Annotated in this window: 27 protein-coding genes; 4 read left to right on the top strand and 23 right to left on the bottom strand. The window is 69.5% G+C overall.

Annotation, left to right across the window (positions count from 1 at the left end; all coding sequences use genetic code 11):
- Positions 1–6 precede the first annotated feature (6 nt).
- The gene (locus tag ACZ3IJ_RS06375; RefSeq protein ID WP_024761898.1) at positions 7–330 is read right to left on the bottom strand and encodes an STAS domain-containing protein; all 324 of its coding nucleotides are present in this window, start codon (positions 328–330) and stop codon (positions 7–9) included.
- Positions 331–456: 126 nt separating this feature from the next.
- Positions 457–1,305 carry a 3-hydroxyacyl-CoA dehydrogenase family protein gene (locus ACZ3IJ_RS06380; RefSeq protein ID WP_467466534.1) on the bottom strand — a complete coding sequence of 283 codons (849 nt, stop codon included), beginning with the start codon at positions 1,303–1,305 and terminating at the stop codon, positions 457–459.
- 229 nt (positions 1,306–1,534) lie between these two features.
- Here ACZ3IJ_RS06380 and ACZ3IJ_RS06385 point away from each other — a divergent pair, with 229 nt between their 5' ends.
- On the top strand, positions 1,535–2,107 hold the full coding sequence (locus ACZ3IJ_RS06385; RefSeq protein WP_391798407.1) for a cob(I)yrinic acid a,c-diamide adenosyltransferase: 573 nt from the start codon (positions 1,535–1,537) through the stop codon (positions 2,105–2,107).
- Here ACZ3IJ_RS06385 and ACZ3IJ_RS06390 read toward each other — a convergent pair.
- Positions 2,104–2,691 carry a hypothetical protein gene (locus ACZ3IJ_RS06390; RefSeq protein WP_467466535.1) on the bottom strand — a complete coding sequence of 196 codons (588 nt, stop codon included), beginning with the start codon at positions 2,689–2,691 and terminating at the stop codon, positions 2,104–2,106. The genes ACZ3IJ_RS06385 and ACZ3IJ_RS06390 overlap by 4 nt on opposite strands.
- Positions 2,692–2,846: 155 nt before the next feature.
- Between ACZ3IJ_RS06390 and ACZ3IJ_RS06395 the strand changes: the two genes are divergently transcribed.
- The 3 genes from ACZ3IJ_RS06395 to ACZ3IJ_RS06405 all read left to right on the top strand — a co-directional run bounded on the left by ACZ3IJ_RS06395 (position 2,847) and on the right by ACZ3IJ_RS06405 (position 6,671).
- The gene (locus ACZ3IJ_RS06395) at positions 2,847–4,061 is read left to right on the top strand and encodes a sensor histidine kinase (protein ID WP_467466536.1); all 1,215 of its coding nucleotides are present in this window, start codon (positions 2,847–2,849) and stop codon (positions 4,059–4,061) included.
- The gene (locus ACZ3IJ_RS06400) at positions 4,049–4,699 is read left to right on the top strand and encodes a response regulator (protein WP_467466537.1); all 651 of its coding nucleotides are present in this window, start codon (positions 4,049–4,051) and stop codon (positions 4,697–4,699) included. Before ACZ3IJ_RS06395 ends, ACZ3IJ_RS06400 begins: the two co-directional genes overlap by 13 nt.
- A gap of 124 nt (positions 4,700–4,823) precedes the next feature.
- Complete coding sequence (locus ACZ3IJ_RS06405; RefSeq protein ID WP_467466538.1) at positions 4,824–6,671, top strand: glycosyl hydrolase family 18 protein; 1,848 nt, start codon at positions 4,824–4,826, stop codon at positions 6,669–6,671.
- 75 nt (positions 6,672–6,746) lie between these two features.
- On the opposite strand, the gene ACZ3IJ_RS06410 is transcribed toward ACZ3IJ_RS06405, so the two are convergent.
- The 20 genes from ACZ3IJ_RS06410 to thrB form a co-directional block, all read right to left on the bottom strand.
- Entirely contained in the window at positions 6,747–7,193 is a 447-nt protein-coding gene (locus ACZ3IJ_RS06410; RefSeq protein ID WP_391798412.1) for a DUF2550 domain-containing protein, read from the bottom strand.
- A 144-nt stretch (positions 7,194–7,337) separates the two neighbouring features.
- Positions 7,338–7,712 (bottom strand): F0F1 ATP synthase subunit epsilon, encoded by a 375-nt coding sequence (locus tag ACZ3IJ_RS06415; protein ID WP_352188973.1) that lies wholly within the window; start codon positions 7,710–7,712, stop codon positions 7,338–7,340.
- A 111-nt stretch (positions 7,713–7,823) separates the two neighbouring features.
- Complete coding sequence (atpD, locus tag ACZ3IJ_RS06420) at positions 7,824–9,266, bottom strand: F0F1 ATP synthase subunit beta (protein WP_467466539.1); 1,443 nt, start codon at positions 9,264–9,266, stop codon at positions 7,824–7,826.
- The gene (locus tag ACZ3IJ_RS06425; RefSeq protein ID WP_467466540.1) at positions 9,266–10,183 is read right to left on the bottom strand and encodes a F0F1 ATP synthase subunit gamma; all 918 of its coding nucleotides are present in this window, start codon (positions 10,181–10,183) and stop codon (positions 9,266–9,268) included. The genes atpD and ACZ3IJ_RS06425 overlap by 1 nt, the downstream gene beginning before the upstream one ends.
- A 20-nt stretch (positions 10,184–10,203) precedes the next feature.
- Entirely contained in the window at positions 10,204–11,802 is a 1,599-nt protein-coding gene (gene atpA, locus ACZ3IJ_RS06430) for a F0F1 ATP synthase subunit alpha (protein ID WP_467466542.1), read from the bottom strand.
- A gap of 133 nt (positions 11,803–11,935) precedes the next feature.
- A complete protein-coding gene (locus tag ACZ3IJ_RS06435) occupies positions 11,936–12,751 on the bottom strand; it encodes a F0F1 ATP synthase subunit delta (protein WP_467466543.1) in 816 nt (271 codons plus the stop codon).
- Positions 12,748–13,290 carry a F0F1 ATP synthase subunit B gene (locus ACZ3IJ_RS06440; RefSeq protein WP_391798416.1) on the bottom strand — a complete coding sequence of 181 codons (543 nt, stop codon included), beginning with the start codon at positions 13,288–13,290 and terminating at the stop codon, positions 12,748–12,750. Before ACZ3IJ_RS06440 ends, ACZ3IJ_RS06435 begins: the two co-directional genes overlap by 4 nt.
- 41 nt (positions 13,291–13,331) lie before the next feature.
- Positions 13,332–13,589, bottom strand: a complete 258-nt coding sequence (atpE, locus tag ACZ3IJ_RS06445; protein ID WP_158990502.1) for an ATP synthase F0 subunit C — start codon at positions 13,587–13,589, stop codon at positions 13,332–13,334.
- A 95-nt stretch (positions 13,590–13,684) separates the two neighbouring features.
- Positions 13,685–14,494, bottom strand: a complete 810-nt coding sequence (gene atpB / locus ACZ3IJ_RS06450; protein ID WP_329115866.1) for a F0F1 ATP synthase subunit A — start codon at positions 14,492–14,494, stop codon at positions 13,685–13,687.
- A gap of 225 nt (positions 14,495–14,719) precedes the next feature.
- Complete coding sequence (locus ACZ3IJ_RS06455) at positions 14,720–15,136, bottom strand: hypothetical protein (protein ID WP_352188980.1); 417 nt, start codon at positions 15,134–15,136, stop codon at positions 14,720–14,722.
- Between the two features lie 265 nt (positions 15,137–15,401).
- Positions 15,402–16,748 carry an MraY family glycosyltransferase gene (locus ACZ3IJ_RS06460; RefSeq protein WP_467466545.1) on the bottom strand — a complete coding sequence of 449 codons (1,347 nt, stop codon included), beginning with the start codon at positions 16,746–16,748 and terminating at the stop codon, positions 15,402–15,404.
- Between the two features lie 107 nt (positions 16,749–16,855).
- Entirely contained in the window at positions 16,856–18,103 is a 1,248-nt protein-coding gene (locus ACZ3IJ_RS06465; protein WP_467466546.1) for a serine hydroxymethyltransferase, read from the bottom strand.
- Positions 18,104–18,430: 327 nt separating this feature from the next.
- Positions 18,431–19,075, bottom strand: coding sequence for an arsenate reductase/protein-tyrosine-phosphatase family protein (locus tag ACZ3IJ_RS06470; RefSeq protein ID WP_352188983.1), 645 nt, complete (start codon positions 19,073–19,075; stop codon positions 18,431–18,433).
- Positions 19,072–19,719 carry an L-threonylcarbamoyladenylate synthase gene (locus ACZ3IJ_RS06475; protein WP_352188984.1) on the bottom strand — a complete coding sequence of 216 codons (648 nt, stop codon included), beginning with the start codon at positions 19,717–19,719 and terminating at the stop codon, positions 19,072–19,074. The genes ACZ3IJ_RS06470 and ACZ3IJ_RS06475 overlap by 4 nt, the downstream gene beginning before the upstream one ends.
- 44 nt (positions 19,720–19,763) lie before the next feature.
- Positions 19,764–20,609, bottom strand: a complete 846-nt coding sequence (gene prmC, locus ACZ3IJ_RS06480; RefSeq protein WP_391798420.1) for a peptide chain release factor N(5)-glutamine methyltransferase — start codon at positions 20,607–20,609, stop codon at positions 19,764–19,766.
- A gap of 36 nt (positions 20,610–20,645) precedes the next feature.
- Positions 20,646–21,722 carry a peptide chain release factor 1 gene (prfA, locus tag ACZ3IJ_RS06485; protein WP_352188986.1) on the bottom strand — a complete coding sequence of 359 codons (1,077 nt, stop codon included), beginning with the start codon at positions 21,720–21,722 and terminating at the stop codon, positions 20,646–20,648.
- Between the two features lie 98 nt (positions 21,723–21,820).
- Positions 21,821–22,039 carry a 50S ribosomal protein L31 gene (gene rpmE, locus ACZ3IJ_RS06490; RefSeq protein ID WP_046909139.1) on the bottom strand — a complete coding sequence of 73 codons (219 nt, stop codon included), beginning with the start codon at positions 22,037–22,039 and terminating at the stop codon, positions 21,821–21,823.
- A gap of 121 nt (positions 22,040–22,160) precedes the next feature.
- Entirely contained in the window at positions 22,161–23,306 is a 1,146-nt protein-coding gene (locus tag ACZ3IJ_RS06495; RefSeq protein ID WP_467466547.1) for an LCP family protein, read from the bottom strand.
- Between the two features lie 204 nt (positions 23,307–23,510).
- Positions 23,511–25,550, bottom strand: coding sequence for a transcription termination factor Rho (rho, locus tag ACZ3IJ_RS06500; RefSeq protein WP_467466548.1), 2,040 nt, complete (start codon positions 25,548–25,550; stop codon positions 23,511–23,513).
- A 384-nt stretch (positions 25,551–25,934) separates the two neighbouring features.
- Positions 25,935–26,852: a homoserine kinase gene (gene thrB, locus ACZ3IJ_RS06505; RefSeq protein ID WP_467466549.1), complete on the bottom strand. Its 918-nt coding sequence runs from the start codon at positions 26,850–26,852 to the stop codon at positions 25,935–25,937.
- Positions 26,853–26,952 lie beyond the last annotated feature (100 nt).

Consider the following 26,952-nt stretch of genomic DNA (forward strand, 5'->3'; position numbering starts at 1 on the left):
CGCGGGTCAGACGCGGGGCAGCGACTCGGCGGCGAGGCCACCCTCGATGGCGAGGATGCGGTGCAGCCGGGTCGCCACGAGCAGACGCTGCATCTGGGGCGGCACGCCACGCAGCACGAGCCGCCGTCCGCAGCGTCCGGCCCTGCGGTGCGCGCCCATGATGACCCCGAGCCCGGTGGCGTCCCAGGAGTCGAGACCGGTCAGGTCGAGCACGAGGTCGCCGACTCCGTCGTCGACGGCCGAGTGCAGGACCGTACGGGCGTCCGCCGCGCTCCGGACGTCGAGGCGGCCCCCGACGACCAGCTCGACATGGTCGCCCCTGATGTGCATATGCGCTCCCCTAGGGTGCTCCGTCTTTGCATCAACTGACTGTGGTTGGCGCAGAAGCGTTGCGCCTTGTAAGCGAACTGATACCGAATTCACCCGGTGGGGTGAACGCCGAACGATTTCCGACGATCAGTGCTCGTAGAACCCCTGCCCGCTCTTGCGGCCGATGTCACCGGCGTCCACCATCCGGCGCATCAGCTCCGGCGGCGCGAACTTCTCGTCCTGGGACTCCGTGTAGATGTTGCTCGTGGCGTTCACCAGGATGTCGATGCCGGTGAGGTCCGCCGTGGCGAGGGGGCCCATGGCGTGGCCGAAGCCCAGCTTGCAGGCGATGTCGATGTCCTCGGCGGTGGCGACGCCCGACTCGTAGAGCTTGGCGGCCTCGACGACCAGCGCCGAGATGAGGCGGGTCGTGACGAAGCCGGCGACGTCACGGTTCACGACGATGCAGGTCTTGCCGACCGACTCGGCGAACTCCCGCGCCGCGGCGAGGGTGGCGTCGCTGGTCTTGTAGCCGCGGACGAGCTCGCAGAGCTGCATCATCGGCACCGGCGAGAAGAAGTGGGTGCCGACGACGGCCTCCGGGCGCTCCGTCACGGCCGCGATCTTGGTGATCGGGATGGCGGAGGTGTTGGAGGCGAGGATCGCGCCGTCCTTGGCGATCTTGTCGAGGGAGCGGAAGATCTCGTGCTTGACCTCGAGCTTCTCGAAGACGGCCTCGACGACGATGTCGGCGTCGGCGACCGCGTCGAGCTCGGTGGTGGCGGTGATCCGGCCGAGGGCGGCCTCGGCGTCGGCGGCGTCCAGCTTGCCCTTGGCGACGAACCGGTCGTACGACGCCTTGATGCCGTCGGTGCCCCGGGTCAGCGCGGCGTCGGTGACGTCACGCAGGACGACGTCCCAGCCCGCCTGGGCAGAGACCTGCGCGATTCCCGACCCCATGAGTCCGGCTCCGATGACGGCGAGCTTCCTGGCCACGTCTTCCACCCCTCAACACCTGTTCACTTCTGGCTCTTCGGCGGAGATTAGCGGGCGGGAGGCGGGATGTGACCGCGAAGTAACGCGCGTCACGCCCGGTTTGACGGACGTCACACTCGCGACAGGCCGCCTGCCCCCGTACGGCGTACGTCAGAGGGGGCGGCGGCGTTCGCCGTGACGGTCGGCACACGGGCGCTCCGGAGGGCAGGTGCGTCACTACGCTGGGCTCATGGTCAATCTGACGCGCATCTACACCCGTACCGGCGACCAGGGCACCACCGCTCTGGGCGACATGAGCCGGACCGCCAAGACCGATCTGCGGATCTCGGCGTACGCCGACGCCAACGAGGCCAATGCCGTCATCGGTACGGCCATCGCCCTCGGGCAGCTCGACCAGGAGGTCGTGAAGGTCCTGGTCCGCGTCCAGAACGACCTGTTCGACGTGGGCGCGGATCTCTCCACCCCGGTGGTCGAGGACCCGAAGTACCCGCCGCTGCGGGTCGAGCAGAGTTACGTCGACAAGCTCGAGGCGGACTGCGACCGCTTCCTGGAGGAGCTCGAGAAGCTGCGTTCCTTCATCCTGCCGGGCGGCACGCCCGGTGCGGCGCTGCTGCACCAGGCGTGCACGGTGGTCCGCCGCGCGGAGCGCTCGACGTGGGCGGCGCTGGAGGTCCACGGCGAGACGATGAACGCCCTGACGGCGACCTATCTCAACCGCCTCTCGGACCTGCTCTTCATTCTCGCGAGGACGGCCAACAAGGAGGTCGGGGACGTGCTCTGGGTCCCCGGCGGAGAGCGCTAGACGCGATCCCGGTCCCGGTCCCGGTCGGTGAGCGGTGACTCCGCCTCCCCCTCCGGGGCCTTCTTCGGCCAGATCGCGTAGGTGAGCGCGATCAGGCCGTGGATGCCGACCGCTCGCCAGGCGAAGCCGATCCAGCCCTTCAGCGACTGCGTGTCCCCGGCGTCGCCGACGTACCGGACGGCGAGCAGCAGCAGTCCGGTCGCGACCGCCGCCCCCGTCACCGAGCCCAGCCAGACCTTCCCCTCGTGGCGGGCGCGCGCCATGCCGTAGCGCGGCGGCCCGACCGGCGGCGGCGCGCCGCCCAGGCGGTGGGCCGCGTGGCCGTCGAGCCACTTCACGGTGCGGTGGCCGTGGCCGACGGTGTAGCCGATGTACACCGCCGCGAGACCGTGCCGCCAGCTCGGCTCCGCGCCGTTCTTCAGGTCGATCGCGGTCACGACGAGCAGCAGGACCTCCAGGAGCGGCTCGCACAGCAGCAGGGCGAGGCCCGACCGGGGCATCTTCAGCAGGTAGCGGGCGGCGAGGCCGGCGGCCAGCAGCACCCAGAAGCCGACCTCGCAGATCACGATCAGCGTGACGATCACGGCGGAACTCCCCTCTCGGTTCCCCTCCAGCGTCCCCCGGCATTCCGCCCGGATCGTCGTCGCCGATGACGACGTACGCCTACATCCTTCGACGGAGGGGCGGATCGGCCCGCACGGCGAGGCCCGGGGCCGTACCGCCGTGTTGGGATGGGACCGTGACACTCCCCCGACCGCACCGCGTCGATCTCCTCATCGCCCTCGGCGGCCTCGCCGTGGGCCTGCTGATGTGGTCCTTCGGGCTGCACACCCAGACCGACCGGCTGATCACCGCGCGGTGGGCGACCCTGGTCCCGCTCGTCGTCATGGCCGCCATGGCGACCCTGCGACGTTCGCTGCCGCAGACCGCCCTGATCGTCGGCACGGTCGCCCTCGTGGCGGACCAGTTCACCTACGGCACCCTCGTGACCGCGCTGATGTTCACGGACCTGGTCTACGCGGCCGTGGTGTACGGGCCGCCGTCCGCCGCCCGGCGCGTCCCGTACAGCACCGGACTGATCACGATCGGGGTGACGATCGGCTTCCTCGTCTGGTGGCAGAACGCGGCCGCCCTGGTGGTCGGGCTGATCACCGGCATGCTGTCGTTCCTGCCCGCCGTCACCGGAGCAGTCGTGCGCAACCACCGCCAGGCCGCCGACGCCGCCCGCCTCCGCGCGGAGCAGACCGCGCTGCTCGCCGAGATGGACCGCAGTCAGGCCGTCGTGGCCGAGCGCGCCCGGATGGCGCGGGAACTCCATGACATGGTCGCCAACCATCTCTCCGCCATCGCGATCCACTCCACGGCCGCGCTGTCGCTCGACGAGCCGGGGACCACCCGGCAGGCACTGACCGTGATCCGGGAGAACAGCGTGGAGGGGCTCGCGGAGATGCGGCGGCTGATCGGACTGCTCCGGGACAGCAGCGGGGACATGGAGCCGGCGGCCGCGCCCACCCTGGAGGGACTGGACGCGCTGGTGGCCCAGGCGGCGACGAACGGGCGGAGCAGCGGGCTGACGTTCTCGATCGACGACACCCGGGCGGGGAGCGGCGGGGCGCTGCCGGCCCCGGTCGGCCTCGCCGCGTACCGGATCGTGCAGGAGTCGCTGACGAACGCCCTCAAGCACGCCGCGCCGGGTGAGGTACGGGTGGAGCTCGGCCGCCGCGCGGGCGGCGCCCTCACGGTAGGCGTGACCAGTCCGCTCGGCGGGCAGCCCGGGCCGCGCGCCCCCGGCTCGGGAGCGGGTCTGGTGGGGATGCGGGAGCGGGTGGCGCTGCTCGACGGGGAGTTCGAGGCCGGTCCGGTCACCTCGGACGGCGGACGGAAAGAATGGCGGGTGCGGGCTGTCCTGCCCGTCGGGACGAACGACAAGGAGCCGTCGGCATGGTACGGGTGATCGTGGCCGAGGATCAGAGCGCGGTCCGGGCCGGGCTCGTCCTGATCCTGGGCAGCGCGCCGGACATCGAGGTGGTCGGGGAGGCCGCCGACGGCGAGCGCGCGGTGGAGCTGGCCCGGGAGCTGCGCCCGGACCTGGTCCTGATGGACATCCAGATGCCGCGGATGGACGGAGTGACGGCGACCGGCCTCGTCGTGTCGGAGGGGCTGGCCGACGTGCTCGTGCTGACCACCTTCGATCTGGACGAGTACGTGTTCGGGGCGCTGCGGGCCGGGGCGGCGGGCTTCCTGCTGAAGAACGCCGAGGCGAAGGACCTGATCGAGGCGGTACGGACGGTGGCGCGCGGGGAGGGCCTGATCGCCCCGGCCGTGACGCGGCGGCTGATCGCCGAGTTCGCGACCCCGCGCGCACCGGCTCCCACGCGGAGCGCGGTGGACCCTGCCGTACTGGACGCGTTGACACCCCGGGAGCGCGAGGTGCTGGCGGCGCTGGCCAGGGGGCTGTCGAACGCCGAGGTCGCGGAACGGCTGGACATGGCGGAGGCGACGGTGAAGACGCACGTCAGCAAGGTGCTGGGAAAGCTGGGTGTCCGCAGTCGGGCTCAAGCGGCCGTTCTGGCACGGGAGTTGGGTGTCTGAACCACCCTTTTCGACGTTGGTCTGGACCTCTTGACGGTTGGTCCAGACCTTTCTACGCTCGCGGGGCGCGCGCACTTCACGGACCACCCCCATCACTCGTCCGTCCGCAACTTGAGGAGCACCGTTGAGCACTCAAGCACCGACGCGCAGAACAGGGTTCAGACACCGGGCCGCCGCCGGTCTCACCGCCCTGATCCTGCCCCTGGCCGCCATGGTCGGCCTCGCCGCCCCCGCCGAAGCCGCCACGGCGGCCACCGCCACGTACACCAAGGTCTCCGACTGGGGCACCGGCTTCGAGGGCAAGTGGACGGTGAAGAACACCGGCACCACCACCCTCTCCTCCTGGACCGTCGAGTGGGACTACCCCGCCGGCACCGCGGTCACCTCCGCCTGGGACGCCACCGTCACCAGCTCCGGCACCCACTGGACCGCCAAGAACGTCGGCTGGAACGGCACCCTCGCCCCGGGCGCCTCCATCTCCTTCGGCTTCAACGGCTCCGGATCCGGCGCGCCGAGCGGCTGCAAGGTCAACGGCGGCTCCTGCGACGGCGGCACCCAGCCCGGCGACAACGCGCCCTCCGCCCCCGGTACCCCGGTCGCCTCCGACGTCACCAACACCTCGGTCAAGCTGACCTGGACCGCCGCCACGGACGACAAGGGCGTCAAGAACTACGACGTCCGGCGGAACGGCTCCACGATCGCCACGGTCACCGGACTCACGTACACGAACACCGGGCTGACCGCGGGCACCGACTACACCTACACGGTCGTCGCCCGGGACACCATCGACCAGACCGGCCCCGCGAGCGGCGCCGCGAACGTCCGCACCACGGGCGGCGACCCGCCGCCACCGCCCGGTTCCACCGTGAAGCTGGGCTACTTCACCAACTGGGGTGTCTATGGCCGGAACTACCACGTCAAGAACATCGCGACCTCCGGCTCCGCCTCCAAGATCACGCACATCAACTACGCCTTCGGCAACGTGACCGGCGGCAGGTGCACGATCGGCGACTCCTACGCGGACTACGACAAGGCCTACACCGCCGACCAGTCGGTCGACGGCGTCGCCGACACCTGGGACCAGCCGCTGCGCGGCAACTTCAACCAGCTGCGCAAGCTGAAGAAGGCCTACCCGCACATCAAGGTGCTGTGGTCCTTCGGCGGCTGGACCTGGTCCGGCGGCTTCGGCCAGGCCGTGCAGAACCCGACCGCCTTCGCGCAGTCCTGCTACGACCTGGTCGAGGACCCGCGCTGGGCCGACGTGTTCGACGGCATCGACCTGGACTGGGAGTACCCGAACGCCTGCGGTCTGTCCTGCGACACCAGCGGCCCGGCCTCCTTCAAGAACATGATGCAGGCCATGCGCGCCAAGTTCGGCAGCAACGCCCTGGTCACGGCCGCGGTCACGGCCGACGCCTCCTCCGGCGGCAAGATCGACGCCGCCGACTACGCGGGCGCCGCGCCGTACATGAACTGGTTCAACGTGATGACGTACGACTTCTTCGGCGCCTGGGCGGCGCAGGGCCCGACGGCCCCGCACTCCCCGCTCACCTCGTACGCCGGCATCCCGCAGGCGGGCTTCAACTCCGCCGAGGCGATCGCCAAGTTCAAGGCGAAGGGCGTCCCGGCCAACAAGCTGCTCCTCGGCATCGGCTTCTACGGCCGCGGCTGGACCGGCGTCACCCAGTCCGCGCCCGGCGGCACGGCGACGGGCCCGGCCGCCGGCACGTACGAGCAGGGCATCGAGGACTACAAGGTCCTGCGGAACTCCTGCCCGGCCAACGGCACGGTGGCCGGAACGGCGTACGCCCACTGCGGATCCAACTGGTGGAGCTACGACACCCCGGCCACGGTCACGTCCAAGATGAGCTGGGCGAAGAACCAGGGCCTGGGCGGCGCGTTCTTCTGGGAGTTCAGCGGTGACACCGGCAACGGCGAGCTGGTGGGAGCCATCAACAGCGGGCTGAACTAGCCCCGGGAACGACGCGGCGGGGACGGTGCAGCACACCGTCCCCGCCGTCGTCGTCCTCCACGTCGTCGGCCTGCGTCAGGCCACGTTGACGCGCTGGCCGGGAGGCGCGGCCTCCAGCCAGGCGAGAAAGCCGGTGAGAGCGTCCTCGCTCATCGCCAGCTCCAGCCGTGTCCCCCGGTGCATACAGCCCTGGATCACGGCGTCGGAGAGCAGCGCGAGCTCCTCCTCGCCCTCGGGCATCCGGCGCTCCAGGACCTCGATGGCCGAGCGCTCCAGGACCCGGCGCGGGCGGGGCGCGTACGAGAAGACCCGGAACCAAGCGATCTCGTCACCGCTGTAGCGGGCGACGCCGTACACCCAGCCCTTGCCGGAGAGGTCCGGCTCCTCGGGGATGTTCCAGCGCAGGGAGCAGTCGAAGGTGCCCCCGGCGCGCTGGATCAGCCTGCGGCGCAAGCCGAAGACGAAGAGCCCGATCACCACCAGTGCGACGACCAGGCCGCTCAGGAGCAGAGCGAGGAACATCTTCACCGACCTCCTCGCTGCGTCCCGTGACCGGCGTCGCCGGCGTAACCGAATACAACCTGCATCTGCATCGCCTCAGCCGCGACACGGTCTGGATAGTTCCAGCCGTGCCGCGGCTGAGGGCACAACTCTCGGCGCGGTCCGCTAGCGGACCGCTACCGCACGCAACCGGACATCGGCGCGACGCTCGGCGGCGGCGTCCGACTCCGACTTGGCGCGCTCCAGCGCACGCTCCGCGCGCTGGGCGTCGATCTCGTCCGCCAGCTCGACGATCTCCGCAAGCAGAGACAGCTTGTCGTCGGCGAACGAGATGAATCCACCGTGCACAGCGGCGACGACGGTCTCGCCCTCGCTGGTACGGATGGTCACCGGGCCCGACTCCAGCACACCGAGCAGCGGCTGGTGGCCGGGCATGACGCCGATGTCGCCGGAGGTGGTACGTGCGATGACCAGGGTGGCCTCGCCGGACCAGACACTCCGGTCCGCGGCGACCAGCTCGACGTGCAGCTCAGCAGCCAAGGGTGGCTCCTCGGGTCACCACCCGGCGGTCGTGCCGGGTGTTGGGGTCAATTCTAATGGGCGTGACGAGGGGGGCGGGACACACCCGCCCCCCTCACGAGAGCACGGGGCTCAGGAGACGCCGAGCTCCTTGGCGTTCTTCTTGAGGTCCTCGATGCCACCGCACATGAAGAAGGCCTGCTCGGGGAAGTGGTCGTACTCACCGTCGCAGATCGCGTTGAACGCGGAGATCGACTCGTCGAGCGGAACGTCCGAACCGTCCACACCGGTGAACTGCTTCGCCGCGTGGGTGTTCTGGGACAGGAAGCGCTCGACACGGCGGGCACGGTGGACAACGAGCTTGTCCTCCTCGCTCAGCTCGTCGATACCGAGGATCGCGATGATGTCCTGGAGGTCCTTGTACTTCTGCAGGATTCCCTTGACGCGCGTGGCGGCGTCGTAGTGGTCCTGCGCGATGTAGCGCGGGTCCAGGATCCGGGACGTGGAGTCCAGCGGGTCCACGGCCGGGTAGATGCCCTTCTCGGAGATCGGACGGGAGAGAACCGTCGTCGCGTCGAGGTGGGCGAAGGTGGTGGCCGGAGCCGGGTCGGTCAGGTCGTCCGCGGGGACGTAGATCGCCTGCATCGAGGTGATCGAGTGACCACGGGTCGAGGTGATGCGCTCCTGGAGGAGACCCATCTCGTCGGCCAGGTTCGGCTGGTAACCCACGGCGGAGGGCATACGGCCGAGCAGGGTCGAGACCTCGGAGCCGGCCTGCGTGAAGCGGAAGATGTTGTCGATGAAGAACAGCACGTCCTGCTTCTGCACATCGCGGAAGTACTCCGCCATGGTCAGACCGGCGAGGGCCACGCGCAGACGGGTGCCCGGGGGCTCGTCCATCTGGCCGAAGACCAGCGCGGTCTTGTCGAGAACGCCGGCCTCCTCCATCTCGACCATGAGGTCGTTGCCCTCACGGGTGCGCTCGCCGACGCCCGCGAAGACCGACACACCGTCGTGCAGCTTGGCCACACGGACGATCATTTCCTGGATCAGAACGGTCTTGCCGACACCGGCACCACCGAACAGACCGATCTTTCCACCCTTGACGTACGGGGTGAGAAGGTCGACGACCTTCAGGCCGGTCTCGAACATCTCGGTCTTGGACTCGAGCTGGTCGAAGGCCGGGGCCTTGCGGTGGATCGTCCAGCGCGGCGCGTCGGCCACGGTGGAGGCGTCGGCGTTCAGCACCTCACCCAGCGTGTTGAACACGCGGCCCTTGGTGACGTCGCCGACGGGCACGGTGATGCCCTCGCCGGTGTCGGTCACCGGGGCCTGGCGAACCAGGCCGTCGGTCGGCTGCATGGAGATGGTGCGGACGACGCCGTCACCGAGGTGCTGGGCGACCTCGAGGGTCAGCGTCTTGGTCGCGCCCTCCTCGGCCGGGTCCGGAACATCGACGTTCAGCGCGTTGTAGATCTCCGGCATCGCGTCGACGGGGAACTCCACGTCGACGACCGGGCCGATGACCCGGGCGACGCGGCCCGTGGCGGCGGCCGTCTCAACAGTGGTCGTCATTACTTGTCACTCCCCGCGGTCGCGTCGGCCAGGGCTGCGGTGCCACCGACGATCTCGCTGATTTCCTGGGTGATTTCGGCCTGGCGGGCCGCGTTGGCAAGTCGGGAGAGGTTGTTGATCAAGTCTCCCGCGTTGTCGGTCGCCGACTTCATCGCACGGCGCGTGGCGGCGTGCTTGGAGGCAGCCGACTGGAGCAGCGCGTTGTAGATCCGGCTCTCGACGTAGCGCGGCAGAAGGGCGTCGAGGACGTCCTCCGCCGACGGCTCGAAGTCGTACAGCGGACGGAGCGTGTCCTGCTCGCCCGCCTCCTTCGCCACCTCGTCGAGGCTGAGGGGCAGCAGCCGGGCCTCGACCGCCGTCTGCGTCATCATCGAGACGAACTCGGTGTAGACGATGTGGAGCTCGTCCACGCCGCCCTCGGCCGTGTCCTTCTCGATCGCCTCGATCAGCGGAGCCGCGATGTTCTTGGCGTCCGCGTACTCCGGCTGGTCCGTGAAACCGGTCCACGAGTCGGCCAGCTTGCGCTCACGGAAGTTGTAGTGCGCGATGCCACGACGGCCGACGACGTAGATGTCGACCTCGCGCCCCGCGCTCTCCAGCTTCCTCGTCAGCGCTTCCGCCGCCTTGATGGCGTTGGAGTTGAAGGCACCGGCCAGACCACGGTCGCTCGAAAGGAGCAGGACCGCGGCGCGGGTCGGGTTCTCCGTCTCGGTGGTCAGCGGGTGCTTGTCGTTCGCACCCGTGGCCACCGCGGTGACCGCGCGGGTCAGCTCGGTGGCGTACGGGGTCGACGCCTGCACCTTGCGCTGCGCCTTGACGACACGCGAGGCGGCGATCATCTCCATCGCCTTGGTGATCTTCTTCGTCGCGGTGACGGATTTGATGCGACGCTTGTAGACCCGGAGCTGCGCTCCCATGAGTCAGGTCCCTTCCGTCGTCACTTCGAGACGTTGACGGCAGCGGAAGCGTCGTCGCCCAGCAGCTTCCCGTCAGAGGTCTCGAACTGCTTCTTGAACTCCGCGATGGCGTCGGCCACGGACTGCAGGGTGTCGTCCGACATCTTGCCGCCCTCACGGATGGAGGTCATGAGACCGGAGTGGCTCTGGCGCAGGTACGCCAGCATCTCGGCCTCGAAGCGGCGGATGTCGGCCACCGGGACGTCGTCCATCTTGCCGGTGGTGCCGGCCCAGACGGAGACGACCTGGTTCTCGGTGGGCATCGGCTGGTACTGAGCCTGCTTGAGCAGCTCGACCATCCGCTGACCACGCTCCAGCTGCGCCTTCGACGCGGCGTCCAGGTCCGAACCGAAGGCGGCGAACGCCTCCAGCTCACGGAACTGGGCCAGGTCGACACGGAGGCGACCGGAGATCTGCTTCATCGCCTTGTGCTGGGCGGAGCCACCGACACGGGAGACCGAGATACCGACGTTCAGGGCCGGACGCTGGCCGGCGTTGAACAGGTCGGACTCCAGGAAGCACTGGCCGTCGGTGATGGAGATGACGTTGGTCGGGATGAACGCCGAGACGTCGTTGGCCTTCGTCTCGACGATCGGCAGACCGGTCATCGAGCCGGCACCCAGCTCGTCCGAGAGCTTCGCGCAGCGCTCGAGGAGACGCGAGTGCAGGTAGAAGACGTCACCCGGGTAGGCCTCACGGCCCGGCGGGCGGCGCAGCAGCAGCGACACGGCGCGGTAGGCGTCGGCCTGCTTCGACAGGTCGTCGAAGACGATCAGGACGTGCTTGCCCTGGTACATCCAGTGCTGGCCGATGGCGGAACCGGTGTACGGCGCCAGGTACTTGAAGCCGGCCGGGTCGGACGCCGGGGCGGCGACGATCGTCGTGTACTCGAGCGCACCGGCCTCTTCCAGGGCGCCGCGAACGGACGCGATGGTCGAGCCCTTCTGGCCGACGGCGACGTAGATGCAGCGGACCTGCTTGTTCACGTCGCCCGAGCGCCAGTTGTCACGCTGGTTGATGATCGTGTCGACGCACAGCGCGGTCTTGCCGGTCTGACGGTCACCGATGATCAGCTGACGCTGGCCACGGCCGACCGGGGTCATGGCGTCGACAGCCTTGTAACCGGTCTCCATCGGCTCGTGCACCGACTTACGGGCCATGACGCCCGGGGCCTGCAGCTCGAGGGCGCGGCGGCCCTCGGTCGCGATCTCGCCGAGGCCGTCGATCGGGTTGCCGAGCGGGTCGACGACGCGGCCGAGGTAGCCCTCGCCGACACCTACGGAGAGAACCTCACCGGTGCGCTGCACCGGCTGGCTCTCCTCGATACCGCTGAACTCGCCGAGGACGATCGCACCGATCTCGCGCTCCTCGAGGTTGAGGGCGAGACCGAGGGTGCCGTCCTCGAACTTCAGCAGCTCGTTCGCCATGGCCGAGGGAAGACCCTCCACCTTGGCGATGCCGTCGCCGGCCAGGCTGACCGTTCCGACCTCCTCGCGCGAGGCCGCGTCCGGCTGGTACGACTGGACAAAGTTCTCCAGCGCGTCCCGGATCTCCTCCGGCCGGATCGTGAGCTCCGCCATCTGGGTTCCCTGCTCTCCTTGTTGGGCCCGAAGTTTCTTAGGGGGTCTGGGGGCCGACCCCCAGGAATCTTCTGCAATCTCTGCACGGCCCAACCGGGCCGCTGGTGATGCTGTGTTCTGTTGGTGACTGACGTCAGCCGGCCAGTCGCCTGGTCGCCTCGTCGAGGCGCTCGGCGATGGTGCCGTTGATGACCTCGTCGCCGACCTGCACCGTGATCCCGCCGAGGACCGCGGGGTCCACTTCGAGGTTCAGGTGCATCTGGCGGCCGTACAGCTTGGCCAGGACGGCACCGAGGCGCTGCTTCTGCTGATCGGTCAGCGGCACCGCCGACGTCACGACGGCGACCATCCGGTCCCGGCGCGCCGCGGCGAGCTTGGAGAGGGACTCGAGTCCCGCTTCCAGGCTACGTCCACGCGGCTGGGTCACGAGACGGACGACCAGGCGCTCGGTGACCGGGTTGGCCTTGCCGCCGAGCAGGCTGCGCAGCAGCTCGCTCTTGGCGGACGCCGCGGCGGCCTTGTCGGTCAGCGCCGAGCGCAGCTCGGTGCTGGAGGTCACGATCCGGCCGAACCGGAACAGCTCGTCCTCGACGTCGTCCAGCGCGCCGGCCTGCTGCGCCGCGGTGAGGTCGGCGATGTTCGCCAGCTCCTCGGCGGAGTCGACCAGGTCACGCGAGGACGACCAGCGGGCACGCACCATGCCGGACACCAGGTCGGTGGTCTCGCCGCCCACCTGGCCGCCGAGCAGTCGCCCGGCGAGTTCGGCCTTGGCCTCGCCCGCCTGCGCCGGGTCGGTCAGGACCCGACGCAGCGACACCTCGCGGTCGAGCAGCGCGGTGACCGCGGCCAGCTCGCCCGCGAGCTTCGCGGCGTCGACCGAGGTGTTGTCGGTCAGCGCGTCGAGAGACTCGCGTGCGGCGACCAGTGCCTCACGGCTCGCTCCGTTCATCGGACAGCCTCGGCCTTCTCCTCGAGCTCGTCGAGGAAGCGGTCGATCGTGCGGCTCTGGCGGGCGTGGTCCTCGAGGGACTCGCCGACCAGCTTGCCGGCCAGGTCGGTGGCGAGCTTGCCCACGTCCTGACGCAGCGAGGTCGCCGCAGCCTTGCGGTCGGCCTCGATCTGCGTGTGACCGGCCGCGATGATCTCCTCGCGCTGGCGCTGGCCTTCCGCCTTCATCTCCTGGATGATCGCGGTGCCCTGCTCCGTCGCCTCCTGGCGAAGACGCGCGGCCTCATGGCGGGCTTCGGCGAGCTGGGCCTTGTACTGCTCCAGCACACTCTGGGCCTCGATCTGGGCCGACTCGGCCTGCTCGATGCCACCCTCGATGGCCGCCCGACGCTCTTCCAGAACCTTGTTGATGTTCGGGAGGAGCTTCTTGGCGAGGAAGCCGAAGACGATGACGAAGGCGATCAGGCCGATGACGAGCTCGTCAAGATGCGGGATCAGAGGAGGCTGGGGCTCCTCCGCCGCAAGAAGCAGAGCGTTCACATCAGTGCCTTCCGTAAAAAGGTGTGGGCTGTCGGTCCGATTTACTGGTAGACGAAGCCCATGACGATGCCGATGAGGGCGAGCGCCTCACAGAAGGCGAAGCCCATGATCTGGTTGGTGCGGATCAGACCGGCGGCCTCGGGCTGGCGGGCGAGTGCCTGCGTACCGTTACCGAAGATGATGCCGACGCCGACGCCGGGGCCGATCGCGGCGAGGCCGTAGCCGATCGAGGCGACGTTGCCGACGACGTTCTCCTTGGCGGAGGCCGCGAGGTTGACCATGTCGAGAGCAGCGGACATGCCGTTACTTCCTTCTCTTTCAATGACCCGGTGGGGGTTGGCCACCGGACGACTGTTGGATTGGGGGTCTAGCTGGGTCCCTGGGCGGGAGTGGCTCAGTGGTGCTCGGCCAGCGCGCCCTGGACGTAGCTGCAGGCCAGGAGGACGAAGACGTACGCCTGGACGGCCTGGATGAAGAGCTCGAAGGCCGTCATCACGAGGACCATCACGAACGAGGCGCCGGCGTAGACGAAGCCCAGGCCGTTCATGAGGTACCAGGTGGCCAGCGAGAACATCACGATCAGCAGGTGACCGGCGAACATGTTCGCGAACAGTCGGACCGCGTGCGTGAAGGGCCGGATGATGAGGTTCGAGAAGAACTCGAGGACGACGACCATCGGGAGGATCGCACCGAGGGACTTGTCGTAACCGACGATGTTCTTCCAGCCGCCGACGAAGCCGTGCTTCTTGAAGGTCAGCGAGATCCAGAGCACGTACACGATCAGCGCGAGACCGGCCGGGAAGGCGATCAGCGAGGTGACCGGGAACTGGGCGAGCGGAATGATCGACCAGAGGTTCATGATCCAGACGAAGAAGAACAGCGACACCATGAAGGGGACGTACTTCTCGCCGTCCTTCTTGCCGATGATCTCGTAGACGATGCCGCGGCGGACGAAGTCGTAACCGGCCTCGCCGACCATCTGCATCTTGCCGGGGATCAGCTTGGGCTTGTTGAAGGCCGCCCAGAAGAACCCGACGACCACGATGGAGCCCAGCAGAGCGAGCAGCATCGGCTTGGTGATGTCGATGCCTCCCACCGTGGCGATGGGCTCGTACATGAACGTGTGCAGGCCCGGCGCCGGGAAGCCGCATCCACTGAAGATGTGGCAATCCGGGTCGAAGGCAAGCGTCTGGTCAGCACTCACCGCGGGCTCCTTCAGCGTGGCGCATAGGTACGGCAACCTCGTTGTGTCGGCGCGGCACGCAGCCGCGGGTCGGCACTGGACTGGTCTTACGGATAAGGGGGCGGCGGTTCGGCGTCGAGCCTCGCGCTGGGACAGGCGTCAGCTCGGATGCCCGCGCCCGCAATGCCGCAGTTGGCACCGGACGATAGCAGGAAGCCGAACGCGCCTTTATCCCGGCCCTACCCCTCACTGCGACGACCCCGGCTTCTTGGGGTCGTCGACGTACATGATCTTGGCCTTCATGTACGCGCGTGCCTGCGCGGCGATCCAGACGAGGGTCGACGCGAGCAGGGTGAAGGCGAAGGCCTTGAAGTCGAAGAACGTCGTGTTCTTGAGCATCAGCATCAACACGAAGAGCAGCAGCAGCTGGGTCGTGTAGAGCAGCAGACCCATGGCCTGGAACAGGTGCGGGTACGACTTGGCCGTCCGCTGGAGCACCACGAGCCCGATCCCCATGAAGGCGATCACGACGGCGCAGCCGATGACGGCGCCGATCGCGCCCTTGCCGCCGGCAACCACGCCGCTGATGACCGCGGCGATGGCGCCGGTCGCAGCAGCGGGAATGGCAGCTGACAGAAGGATGCGTGCGTCGTTGGACGGCATGGCGGTGTCTCCGCTGTTGCTTGGTGGGGGCGATGGTGTCGTCAGGGACGAGCGTAAGCCCGGTCCGAGGTGTGTCTCGGGGCCAACGGACCGTCGCACTACGGTCTTTCGGCTCTGCCTCCGGGTCTCGTGAACGGTATCACAAACTATTTGAGTAGTTCTTTACCCGGGAAGTGTGCTGACTGTCACACATGAGTGGGACCGTGCGCGTGTGTGCAGCACGCCGAGGAGTTTTGTCTGGTAATGCGGCCCGATATGACATTCGTCAACTCGGCGTTCCGGCCTTCCGCCGGTCGGTGAAGCGCGAACGGTGGCCGATGGCGGTGGCCCCGTTGACCCCCGCGGGCACCGGTACGCGCTCCTCCGCCGGCTCCCCGACGGCCCCGGCGACCGGAACGGCGCCGTCCGGCCGCGTGCCCGGCAGGCCTCCCCGGCGTCCTGCTCCGCGGCGCCGGTAGCGCGGCGGGACGAAGGACTCCGCCCAGCGCGGGGCGCGCGGCGTGAAGCGCGGCAGCAGGAGCAGCACCAGGCCGATGGCGCTCAGGAACACGACCACGAGCACGATCCACATCGACGTCGAGTGCACCGAGTACGCGAGCGTCCCGAAGGCGATGAGCGCCGACCAGAAGTACATGATCAGGACGGCCCGGCTGTGCGAGTGCCCGATCTCGAGCAGCCGGTGGTGCAGATGCCCGCGGTCGGCGGCGAACGGCGACTGGCCGTTCCAGGTGCGGCGCACGATGGCCAGGATCAGGTCGGCCATGGGGATGGCGATGATCGTCAGCGGCAGCACGAGCGGGATGAAGACCGGCAGGGCGGCGTGGGTGGCCTCACGGGTCGAGCCCTCGAAGAGCTTCAGCACGTCCGGGTCGACCTGGCCGGTGATCGAGATCGCCGAGGCGGCCAGGATCAGACCGATCAGCATCGAACCGGAGTCGCCCATGAAGATCCGGGCCGGATGCATGTTGTGCGGCAGGAAGCCCAGGCACATGCCCATGAGGATCGCGGCGAAGAGCGTCGCGGGGGCGGCGGCCTCGATCGTGTAGCCGTACCAGAGGCGGTACCCGTACAGGAAGAAGGCCGCGGCGGCGATGCAGACCATGCCGGCGGCCAGGCCGTCGAGGCCGTCGACGAAGTTCACGGCGTTGATGGTCAGGACGACCAGGGCGACGGTGAGGAGCGTGCCCTGCCCCTTGGTGAGCGCGACCGTGCCGACGCCCGGGATCGGCAGCCACAGGATCGTCAGACCCTGCATCACCATCACGCCGGCGGAGATCATCTGCGCGCCCAGCTTGATCAGCGCGTCCAGCTCGAACTTGTCGTCGAGGACACCGATCAGCCAGATCAGGGCGGCACCGGAGAGCAGCGCGCGGGGCTCGTTGGAGAGCTCGAAGACGCTGTTGAGGTTCTGCAGGTGGTCCGCCACCAGCAGTCCGGTGCACAGGCCGAAGAACATGGCGATGCCACCGAGCCGCGGAGTCGGTTCTCGGTGTACGTCTCGGGCACGGATCTCCGGCATCGCCCCGGTCGCGATGGCGAACTTCCGCACCGGACCGGTGAGCAGATAGGTCACCGCGGCCGTGACACAGAGCGTCAGCAGGTAATCACGCACGGGCTGCCCCACAGGAATCGCTGGCCATCTCAGCCCCACACCCTAGCCGTGCTGTCCATGTGCTTGAGGACATACGTCCCGGCCGGATGGTTGCGCTCCGGGCTTCCTCACCGTCCATACGGGGGAAATCGCCCGGCAAGATCACGTACTTCCGCGCGTACCCGGGCCGTCTCCTGCGGTTCGTCCCGTAGCGCGATCGTGAACAGCGCGGCGATCCGGGCCATCTCCGAAGCGCCCATTCCCTGGGTGGTGACGGCGGCGGTTCCGAGACGAATCCCACGTCCGTCCCCGTACGGCAGGGCGCAGGTGTCGAGGACCAGGCCGGCGGCGGCGAGGCGCGAGCGCGCCGTGCGGCCGTCGACACCGAGGGGGGCGGGATCGGCGGTGATCAGGTGGGTGTCGGTGCCGCCGGTGGTGAGCGCGAAGCCCTCGGCGGAGAGCGCGTCGGCGAGGACCCGGGCGTGGGCGACGACCTGATGGGCGTACGTGGTGAAGGCGGGCGTCGACGCCTCGCCGAAGGCGACGGCCTTGGCGGCGATCGTGTGCATCTGGGCGCCGCCCTGCGTGAACGGGAAGACGGCACGGTCGACACGGTCGGCCAGCTCGCCGCCGCAGAGGATCATCCCGCCGCGCGGGCCGCGCAGGACCTTGTGCGTGGTGGCGCAGACCACGTCGGCGTACGGGACGGGGTTGGGCGCCGCTCCCCCGGCGACGAGCCCGATGGGGTGGGCGGCGTCGGCGATGAGATAGGCCCCGGCCTCGTCGGCGATCTCCCGGAAGATCGCGTAGTCGATGTGGCGCGGGTAGGAGATGGAGCCGCAGACGATCGCCTTGGGGCGGTGGTGACGGGCGAGGGCGGCGACCTGCTCGTAGTCGATCAGCCCGGTCTCGGCGTCGACGCCGTAGGGGACGAAGTCGAACCAGCGGCCGGAGAAGTTGGCGGGCGAACCGTGCGTGAGATGGCCGCCGTACGGAAGCCCCATGGCGAGGACGGTGTCCCCGGGCCTGAGAAGGGCCGCGTACGCCGCCAGGACGGCCGAGGAGCCGGAATGGGACTGGACGTTCGCGTGCTCCGCTCCGAAGAGCGCGGTGACCCGCTCGACGGCGATCCGCTCGGCGGCGTCGGCGAACTCGCAGCCGCCGTGGTGGCGGGCGCCGGGATACCCCTCGGCGTACTTGTTGGCGAGCGGGGAGCCGAGCGCGGCGAGGACGGCGGGCGACGTGAAGTTCTCGGCGGCGATCAGCTGCAGACTGTCGGCCTGCCGGCGCACCTCCCCGAGCAGCACGTCGGCGATCTCCGGGTCCTGACGGCGCAGGACGTCGAGATCCTCTTCGGGTGGAGCGGTGACCGGCATCGTGGGCTCCAGGCGGCGCGGGGGCTGGCCTTCAGCTCCAATGTAGGCGCGTGGGCACGCGTTTGCCCGATGTTCACCCGGACCCTGGGCCGGATGGCTCTGCGTCGCCCGGCGGCTCCCGCCGCCACGCGACACGCCGCACAGCCGCCCCCCTCAGCGCCGTTGCGGGCACCCCGGTCAGGGCCGTCACGACAGGGTCCGGTGCCGTGTCGAGTCCCCGGCGTCGACGCACCCCTCGCACTGCTCGGCCCCTGGGGGCCTTCCCAGGCATCGGGCCGCTGCGCCGGCCTCCGGCCGACGGACGTGGGCAGCACACGTCGGCACGCCTCAGCGGCGCGCCGGCACCCCGGTCAGGGCCGTCACGACAGGGTCCAGTGCCGTGTTGATCTCCTCGCCGATGGAGCGGAAGAAGGTGATCGGAGCACCGTACGGGTCGTTGACCTCGTCGGCCTCCGCGCTCGGGGCCAGGAGCCACCCGCGTAGAGCCGCCGCCGCACGCACCAGCGCACGCGCGCGTTCGACCATGCCCTCGTCCAGCGGATCCGGCAGGGTCGCGGGATCTATGGCGCGGACGAGGCGCGTGAACTCCTTCAGGGTGAAGGTGCGCAGGCCCGCCGAGTGGCCCATCGAGATGACCTGCGCCCGGTGGTCGCGGGTCGCCGTCAGGACCAGGTCCGCGCGGATGACGTGCTCGTCGAGGAGCTCACGTCCGACGAAGCCGCTGTGGTCCGCGCCGAAGTCGGCTAGGACCAGCTCCGCGTTGGCCTCCATCGGGGCCCCCTCGTGGCCCCAGGTGCCCGCGCTCTCCACGATCAGGCCGCCGCCCCGGGGGTCGCCGAGGCGGGAGCTCAGGGCATGGCGGGTCAGCCGCTCGGTGATCGGCGAGCGGCAGACGTTGCCGGTGCTGACGTGGAGGATGCGGAAGGAAGTGCTCTCGTGCCCCGCTATGCCACGCCCCTCAGGGGCGGTCAATTGGCCACCTCGAGGTCGGGTACGACCTTCCGGAGCTCCTCCGGGGAGAGCGCGCCCTGACGCAGCAGGACCGGCACCTTGCCTGTCACGTCGACGATCGACGACGGGACGATCCCCGGCGTCGGACCACCGTCGAGGTAGACGGAGACCGAGTCGCCGAGCATGCCCTGCGCCGCGTCGCAGTCCTCCGGCGACGGGTGCCCGGTGAGGTTCGCCGAGGAGACCGCCATCGGGCCGACCTCGGTGAGCAGCTCGATCGCGACCGGGTGCAGCGGCATCCGGATCGCGACCGTGCCCCGGGTGTCGCCCAGGTCCCACTGCAGCGACGGCTGGTGCTTCGCGACGAGCGTGAGCGCGCCGGGCCAGAAGGCGTCGACGAGCTCCCACGCCTGCTCGGAGAAGTCCGTGACGAGCCCGTGCAGCGTGTTCGGGGAGCCGATGAGGACGGGCGTGGGCATGTTGCGGCCCCGGCCCTTGGCGTCCAGCAGGTCCGCGACCGCCTCCGAACTGAAGGCGTCCGCGCCGATCCCGTACACGGTGTCGGTGGGCAGCACGACCAGCTCGCCACGGCGCACGGCGGACGCGGCCTCGCGCAGCCCGGTCGCACGGTCGGTCGCCTCGTTGCAGTCGTATCGCCGAGCCATTTAGCGGGCCTCCTCATACACAAGCGTGGTCATGGCAGCGCGGATCACGGCGTGGCCTTGCGGGCGGTCGCGAAACGCGGACGGTTGTTCAGGTCCGGGTGGTCGGCGGCATCCGCCCAGCCGGCCTCCTCGTTGAAGATCCACGGCACCTGGCCGCCCTGCGTGTCCGCGTGCTCGATCACGACGAGGCCCCCCGGGCGCAGCAGACGGTGCGCGGTGCGCTCGATGCCGCGGATGGTGTCGAGGCCGTCCTCGCCGGAGAACAACGCCATCTCCGGGTCGTGGTCACGCGCCTCGGGCGCCACGTACTCCCACTCGGTGAGCGGGATGTACGGCGGGTTGGAGATGACCAGGTCGACCTGGCCGTCGAGCTCCGGCAGCGCGCTGAGCGCGTCGCCCTGGTGGACCGTGACACGCGAACCCTCGGCGTTCTTGCGGGTCCACACCAGCGCGTCGTCGGAGAGCTCGACCGCGTGCACGCGCGAGCGCGGCACCTCCTGCGCCATCGCGAGAGCGATCGCGCCCGAACCGGTGCACAGGTCGACGATCAGCGGCTCGACCACGTCCATGGCCCGTACGGCGTCTATGGCCCACCCGACGACCGACTCGGTCTCCGGGCGGGGTACGAAGACGCCCGGCCCCACCTGGAGCTCCAGATAGCGGAAGAACGCCCGGCCGGTGATGTGCTGGAGCGGCTCGCGCGCCTCGCGGCGGGCCACCGCCTCCCAGTAGCGGGCGTCGAAGTCCGCGTCCTTGACGTTGTGCAGCTCCCCCCGCTTGACGCCGTGCACGAACGCGGCGAGCTCCTCGGCGTCGAAACGCGGTGAGGGAACGCCGGCGTCGGCCAGCCGCTGGGTGGCCTGGGCCACCTCGGCAAGCAGCAGGTTCACGCTGGTCCTCCGTGGTGCGGGTGGGGCTGACAAGTCCTACGCTGCTGCGAGCTTGGCGGCGGAGTCGGCGTCGACGCAGGCCTGGATCATCGCGTCCAGGTCGCCGTCGAGCACCTGGTCCAAGTTGTACGCCTTGAAGCCGACGCGGTGGTCCGAGATCCGGTTTTCCGGGAAGTTGTACGTACGGATCTTCTCGGACCGGTCGACGGTACGGACCTGGCTGCGACGGGCGTCGGCGGCCTTGGACTCCGCCTCCTCCTGCGCGGCGGCGAGCAGCCGGGACCGCAGGATACGCATCGCCTGCTCCTTGTTCTGGAGCTGGCTCTTCTCGTTCTGGCAGGAGGCGACGATGCCGGTCGGCAGGTGCGTGATGCGAACCGCGGAGTCGGTGGTGTTGACGGACTGGCCGCCGGGGCCCGACGAGCGGTACACGTCGATGCGGAGATCGTTGGCGTGGATCTCGACGTCGATCTCCTCGGCCTCGGGGGTCACGAGGACACCGGCGGCGGAGGTGTGGATCCGGCCGGCCGACTCGGTGGCGGGCACGCGCTGCACGCGGTGCACCCCGCCCTCGTACTTCAGCCGCGCCCAGACGCCCTGGCCGGGCTCGGTCGCGCCGTTGCCGCCCTTGGTCTTCACGGCGACCTGGACGTCCTTGTAGCCGCCGAGCTCGGACTCGGTGGAGTCGATGATCTCGGTCTTCCAGCCGACGCGCTCGGCGTAGCGCAGGTACATCCGCAGCAGATCGCCGGCGAAGAGGGCGGACTCGTCGCCGCCCGCGCCGGCCTTGATCTCCAGGATGACGTCCTTGTCGTCGCTGGGGTCGCGCGGGACGAGCAGCAGCCGCAGCCTGTCGGTCAGCTCCTCGCGCTGCTTCTCCAGATCCTTGACCTCGGCCGCGAAGTCGGGGTCGTCGTGCATCAGCTCGCGGGCGGTCTCGATGTCGTCACCGTTCTGCTTCCAGGAACGGTAGACGGCGACGATCGGGGTCAGCTCGGCGTAACGCTTGTTCAGCTTGCGCGCGTTGGCCTGGTCCGCGTGGACCGAAGGGTCAGCGAGCTTCGTCTCGAGATCGGCGTGCTCGCCGATCAGTTCCTCGACCGCCTCGAACATCGGGGGCTCCTGGTTTTCGTACGAACGGACTGCGGGGACGGCAAAGCGCCGGTCCGGTACTCCCAGCGGGAGCGACCAAGGACCGGCGCAGTGACGTGCTACTTCTTGGCCGCAGCCTTGCCGAAGCGGGCCTCGAAGCGGGCGACGCGGCCGCCGGTGTCGAGGATCTTCTGCTTGCCCGTGTAGAACGGGTGGCACTCGGAGCAGACCTCGGCACGGATGGTGCCCTCGGTCAGGGTGCTACGGGTGGTGAACGACGCGCCACAGGTGCAGCTGACCTGGGTCTCGACGTACTCGGGGTGGATCTCGCGCTTCAAGGTGTCTCCTAGTTTCGGGAGGGCTCCGGGTCGCCGTGCGGATTGCACCTGCGTGAACCGGGACCGACGTACCAGTCTGCCAGGACCGGCCGTATCTCCCAAAACCGGGTCCCTGGTGAAACTATTCCGAGGCCGTGGCGGGCGTTCCCACGACGCCGTCCGCCTGGCCCGTGGCCGCGTCCTCCGTGGCGGAGGCGGGGATGGGGCGGTCTGCCTTGAGAGCCTGCCAGACCTGTCGCGACGGGGCCTCCAGCGGGATGACGCGGTTCGGGTCGGCGGGGTCGTACTCGACGGGCATGGTGACCATGTGGACGTCCTTGGCGCCGAGCCCGGAGAGGCCCTGGGCGAAGCCCATCAGCTCGTTGACGGAGTCGAGCTCCGAGTCGGGAGTGATGGCCTTGGTGGCGGTGTCGGCGACGTCCAGGAGCTTCTTGGGGTTCGTGAGGACGCCGACGTCCTTGACCTGGTCGATGAAGGCCTTCATGAACGCCTGCTGGAGCTGGATGCGGCCGAGGTCGCTGCCGTCGCCGACGCTCTTGCGGGTGCGGACCAGGCCGAGGGACTGCTCGCCGTCGAGGGTGTGCGTACCCGGTTCGAGGTCGAGGTGGCTCTTGGAGTCCTTGATGGCCTTCGTCGTGGTGATCTCGACGCCGCCGAGCTTGTCGATCAGCTTCTTGAAGCCGGAGAAGTCGACCTCGATGTAGTGGTCCATGCGGATGCCTGACATCGACTCGACGGTCTTCACGGCGCAGGCCGGGCCGCCGACCTCGTACGCGGTGTTGAACATCGCCCGCCGCTCGCGGGGGACGGTCCTCCCCCGCCCGTCGGTGCAGGAGGGACGCTCCACGAGGGTGTCGCGCGGGATCGAGACGACGCTGGCCTTCTTGTGGCCCTCGTAGACGTGGACGACCATCGCGGTGTCGGAGCGGGCGCCGCCCTCGTCCTTGCCGTAGGCGCCGTTGTCGCCGGACCGGGAGTCGGAGCCGAGGACGAGGATGTCCATCGAGCCGTTGTCGACGTTCTTGGGCCGGTCGGTGCCGAGCTGGGCGTTGATGTCCACGCTCTTGAGGTTGCCGTCGAGCTTGAAGTAGACGTATCCGAGCCCGGAACCGCCGATGACGACGAGCGCGGCGGCGCTCCAGGCGGCGACTGTCACCGCGCGGCGGCCCTTCGGGGGCTCCTTGCGGCGGCGGCCGCTGCCTGGGGGTCCCCCCACGCCCCCTGGGCGTAGGGAGAATATTCGGCCGCCCCTGCTCTGCTCGCTCATCTCCCACCTCAGGTCTTCGCTTCACCTTCTGTGACGGCGAAGCACCCGAAAGGGTTGCATAGGAACCTGTGAGGTTTCGCAGAGCGACGGAACGGAACGCACAGCGCCCACCGTGCCGAGGCACGATGGGCGCTGTGTTCATCCAGGTCACGGCAGGGTTACGACCTCAGGGCCGGCCATCCGCCGTGTGACCGAGGTCTCGCCTCAGTCGTTGTTCCCGGCTCCGGGAGTCGTCTTCTGGATCTGGAGCAGGAACTCACCGTTCGACTTCGTCTGCTTCATCTTGTCGAGCAGCAGCTCGATCGCCTGCTGCTGGTCGAGCGCGTGGAGCACGCGGCGCAGCTTCCAGGTGACCGCGAGCTCGTCGGCGCCGAGCAGGATCTCTTCCTTACGCGTACCCGAGGCGTCGACGTCGACGGCCGGGAAGATGCGCTTGTCGGCGAGCTTCCGGTCGAGCTTGAGCTCCATGTTGCCGGTGCCCTTGAACTCCTCGAAGATCACCTCGTCCATGCGCGAGCCGGTGTCGACCAGCGCGGTGGCCAGGATGGTCAGCGAGCCGCCGTCCTCGATGTTGCGCGCCGCACCGAAGAAGCGCTTCGGCGGGTAGAGCGCGGTCGAGTCGACACCACCGGACAGGATGCGACCGGAGGCCGGGGCGGCGAGGTTGTACGCACGGCCCAGGCGGGTGATCGAGTCGAGCAGGACGACCACGTCGTGACCCAGCTCCACGAGACGCTTGGCGCGCTCGATGGCCAGCTCGGCGACCGTGGTGTGGTCCTCGGCCGGACGGTCGAAGGTCGAGGAGATGACCTCGCCCTTCACCGACCGCTGCATGTCGGTGACCTCTTCCGGACGCTCGTCGACGAGGACGACCATCAGGTGGCACTCGGGGTTGTTGTGCGTGATCGCGTTGGCGATCGCCTGCATGATCATGGTCTTGCCGGTCTTCGGCGGGGCCACGATCAGACCACGCTGGCCCTTGCCGATCGGCGACACGAGGTCGATGATCCGCGTGGTCAGCACGCCCGGGTCGGTCTCCAGACGGAGCCGGTCCTGCGGGTAGAGCGGGGTCAGCTTGTTGAACTCCGGGCGGCCGCGGCCGGAGTCGGCGGCCATGCCGTTGGAGGAGTCCAGACGCACCAGCGCGTTGAACTTCTCGCGGCGCTCGCCCTCCTTCGGCTGACGCACGGCTCCGGTGACGTGGTCACCCTTGCGCAGGCCGTTCTTGCGGACCTGGGCGAGGGAGACGTACACGTCGTTCGGGCCGGGCAGGTAGCCGGAGGTCCGGATGAACGCGTAGTTGTCGAGGATGTCCAGGATGCCCGCGACGGGGATCAGGACGTCGTCGTCGGAGACCTGCGGCTCACCGGTCGCGAAGTCGTCACGGCCACGACGGCCACGACGGTCGCGGTAGCGGCCGCGACGGCCACGGCGGCCGCCCTCGTCGTCGAAGTCGTCCTGCGGGCCGCCCTGCTGACCCTGCTGGCCGCCCTGACGCTGCTGGCGCTGACCGCCCTGGCCACCGCCCTGCTGGTCGTCGCCCTTGCCGCCACGGTCGCGGCGGTCGCGCTGACGGTCGCCGCGGTCACGGCGGTCCCCGCGCTCGCCCCGCTCGCCGCGGTCACGGCGGCCGCGGCCCTCGGCGGTGTCGGCGGCGGTCTCGGCCTTGGCGTCGGCGGAGCCGTCCGTACGGGACTCGGTTCGGGAGTCCGTCCGGGTGTCGGCCTTGGCCTCGGTCTTCACGGCCTGGGAGGACTCGGTCTTGACGTCGCCCTCCGGGCTGCCGGCCGGAGCCGTGGCCCGACGGCGGCGGCGCTCGCCGGCCGGCTGGTCGTCGGAGGCCGGCTGGCCGGGGATGTCGATCTGCTGCTGGGCGACGGCCTTCTCGGCCTTGTCCGCCTTCGGGGCAGCGGTCTCGGCGGCGCCCTCGGCCGTACGGGCCTTGGAGGTGGCGCGGCGCTTCGGCTTGGTCTCAGCCGTGTCGGCGGCGGCCTTGGCGGGGGCTCCGCCCCCGGCCTGCGCCTCCTTGATGACCTCGATCAGCTGGCTCTTGCGCATGCGCGCGGTGCCCCTGATGCCGAGGCCGGACGCGACCTGCTGCAGCTCGGCCAGGACCATGCCCTCGAGGCCGGTGCCGGAGCGGCGGCGCCGTGCGGTGGTGCCAGTGGCAGCACCTGCGGCGGGCGCGGAAGTGTCGACGGGGTTGTCGGCAGTCACGCCCATCAGATCGGTGGTGTCGCTCACGAAGGGTCCTTCCCTGGAGCGGACGTCGGCCATCTGGCTCGGCGACCGGTTGTGCTGTCCGACGACGGTCTGGCTTGTGGACCGTGTCGGGGCGGTGGTCCCGCCGGGTACGGCGGAGGAGGAAAAAACGTGCTGTGGGTCCGGCCCGAGGCCCCCTGCTCGGCCCTCACGTGGAAAGAGCGAGGGGTGTCGTGCCGGTTCCGGAGCGTGCTCGAAACTGCTCAGGCGGGCTGCTCAGGCAGTTGGGGAGGCTCCCGGAAGAATGGGTGGTCCCTGATGGGGACACTCCGCACCGCGCCACAAAAACGTCGGGTGCAGACTTGAGGTTAACACTACCGGCTCCAACAAACATTCCCCCTCTCCCTCACCGGCAATCACGCGTCCCTAGGGCGCGAGCGGCAGGACACTCGCTCCGGACACATCGAGGTCGAGCCGGTTCGCGGCCCATCCCTCGCCCGCCAGCAGGGCGACCTTGTCGGCCGACCCCTGTTCGGCCAGCGCGAGCACCGTGGGGCCCGCGCCGGAGATGACCGCGGGGACTCCGTCCGCCCGCAGCCGGTTCACGAGGGCGATGCTCTCGGGCATCGCGGGAGCCCGGTACTCCTGGTGCAGCCGGTCCTCCGTGGCCGCGAGCAGCAGCTCGGGGCGGCGGGTGAGCGCCTCCACGAGGAGCGCGGCGCGTCCGGCGTTGGCCGCGGCGTCGACGTGCGGGACGGTGCGCGGCAGCAGACCGCGGGCGGTCTCGGTCAGTACGGGCTTACCGGGGACGAAGACCACCGGAACGATGGAATCGGAGGGATCCATCCTGATCGCCCGCGCGGCACCGGACTCGGTCCAGGCGAGCGTGAAACCGCCGAGCAGGCAGGCGGCGACGTTGTCGGGGTGTCCCTCGATCTCGGTGGCGAGTTCGAGGAGGGCCGCCTCGTCGAGGCGGGTGTCGCCGCCTATGGTCACGGCGCGGGCGGCGACGATGCCGGCGCAGATGGCGGCGGAGGAGGAGCCCAGGCCCCGGCCGTGCGGGATGCGGTTGGCGCAGACGACCTCGAGGCCGCGCGGCTGGCCGCCCAGCAGGTCGAAGGCGGTACGCAGGGAGCGTACGAGCAGGTGGCTCTCGTCGCGCGGGAGCGTGTCGGCGCCCTCACCGGCGATGTCGATGTGCAGCCCGGAGTCGGCGACCCGGACGACGACGTCGTCGTAGAGACCCAGCGACAGGCCGAAGGCGTCGAAGCCCGGGCCGAGGTTGGCGCTGGTGGCGGGAACGCGCACCCGTACGGCGGCGGCGCGGAACGCGGGACCGGCCATCGCTCGATGACTCTCCTTGACTTGCGACTACGGGATTTCAAGAGAAGTACACGGAAACCCGGGGGCCGTTTCTGCCTCGGGGGCGACAACGGCAACGACA

It is taken from the genome of Streptomyces sp. NPDC013317, from assembly GCF_055563155.1.

What these genes read in the sequence shown, in the direction of transcription:
- thrB (WP_467466549.1), bottom strand. Translation starts at nt 26,852, where the DNA reads ATGGCCGGTCCCGCGTTCCGCGCCGCCGCCGTACGGGTGCGCGTTCCC.
- ACZ3IJ_RS06375 (WP_024761898.1), bottom strand. Translation starts at nt 330, where the DNA reads ATGCACATCAGGGGCGACCATGTCGAGCTGGTCGTCGGGGGCCGCCTC.
- atpE (WP_158990502.1), bottom strand. Translation starts at nt 13,589, where the DNA reads ATGTCCGCTGCTCTCGACATGGTCAACCTCGCGGCCTCCGCCAAGGAG.
- ACZ3IJ_RS06495 (WP_467466547.1), bottom strand. Translation starts at nt 23,306, where the DNA reads ATGAGCGAGCAGAGCAGGGGCGGCCGAATATTCTCCCTACGCCCAGGG.
- ACZ3IJ_RS06425 (WP_467466540.1), bottom strand. Translation starts at nt 10,183, where the DNA reads ATGGGAGCGCAGCTCCGGGTCTACAAGCGTCGCATCAAATCCGTCACC.
- ACZ3IJ_RS06465 (WP_467466546.1), bottom strand. Translation starts at nt 18,103, where the DNA reads ATGCCGGTCACCGCTCCACCCGAAGAGGATCTCGACGTCCTGCGCCGT.
- ACZ3IJ_RS06455 (WP_352188980.1), bottom strand. Translation starts at nt 15,136, where the DNA reads ATGCCGTCCAACGACGCACGCATCCTTCTGTCAGCTGCCATTCCCGCT.
- atpA (WP_467466542.1), bottom strand. Translation starts at nt 11,802, where the DNA reads ATGGCGGAGCTCACGATCCGGCCGGAGGAGATCCGGGACGCGCTGGAG.
- ACZ3IJ_RS06435 (WP_467466543.1), bottom strand. Translation starts at nt 12,751, where the DNA reads ATGAACGGAGCGAGCCGTGAGGCACTGGTCGCCGCACGCGAGTCTCTC.
- ACZ3IJ_RS06385 (WP_391798407.1), top strand. Translation starts at nt 1,535, where the DNA reads ATGGTCAATCTGACGCGCATCTACACCCGTACCGGCGACCAGGGCACC.
- atpD (WP_467466539.1), bottom strand. Translation starts at nt 9,266, where the DNA reads ATGACGACCACTGTTGAGACGGCCGCCGCCACGGGCCGCGTCGCCCGG.
- prfA (WP_352188986.1), bottom strand. Translation starts at nt 21,722, where the DNA reads ATGTTCGAGGCGGTCGAGGAACTGATCGGCGAGCACGCCGATCTCGAG.
- ACZ3IJ_RS06410 (WP_391798412.1), bottom strand. Translation starts at nt 7,193, where the DNA reads ATGTTCCTCGCTCTGCTCCTGAGCGGCCTGGTCGTCGCACTGGTGGTG.
- ACZ3IJ_RS06400 (WP_467466537.1), top strand. Translation starts at nt 4,049, where the DNA reads ATGGTACGGGTGATCGTGGCCGAGGATCAGAGCGCGGTCCGGGCCGGG.
- ACZ3IJ_RS06475 (WP_352188984.1), bottom strand. Translation starts at nt 19,719, where the DNA reads ATGGCTCGGCGATACGACTGCAACGAGGCGACCGACCGTGCGACCGGG.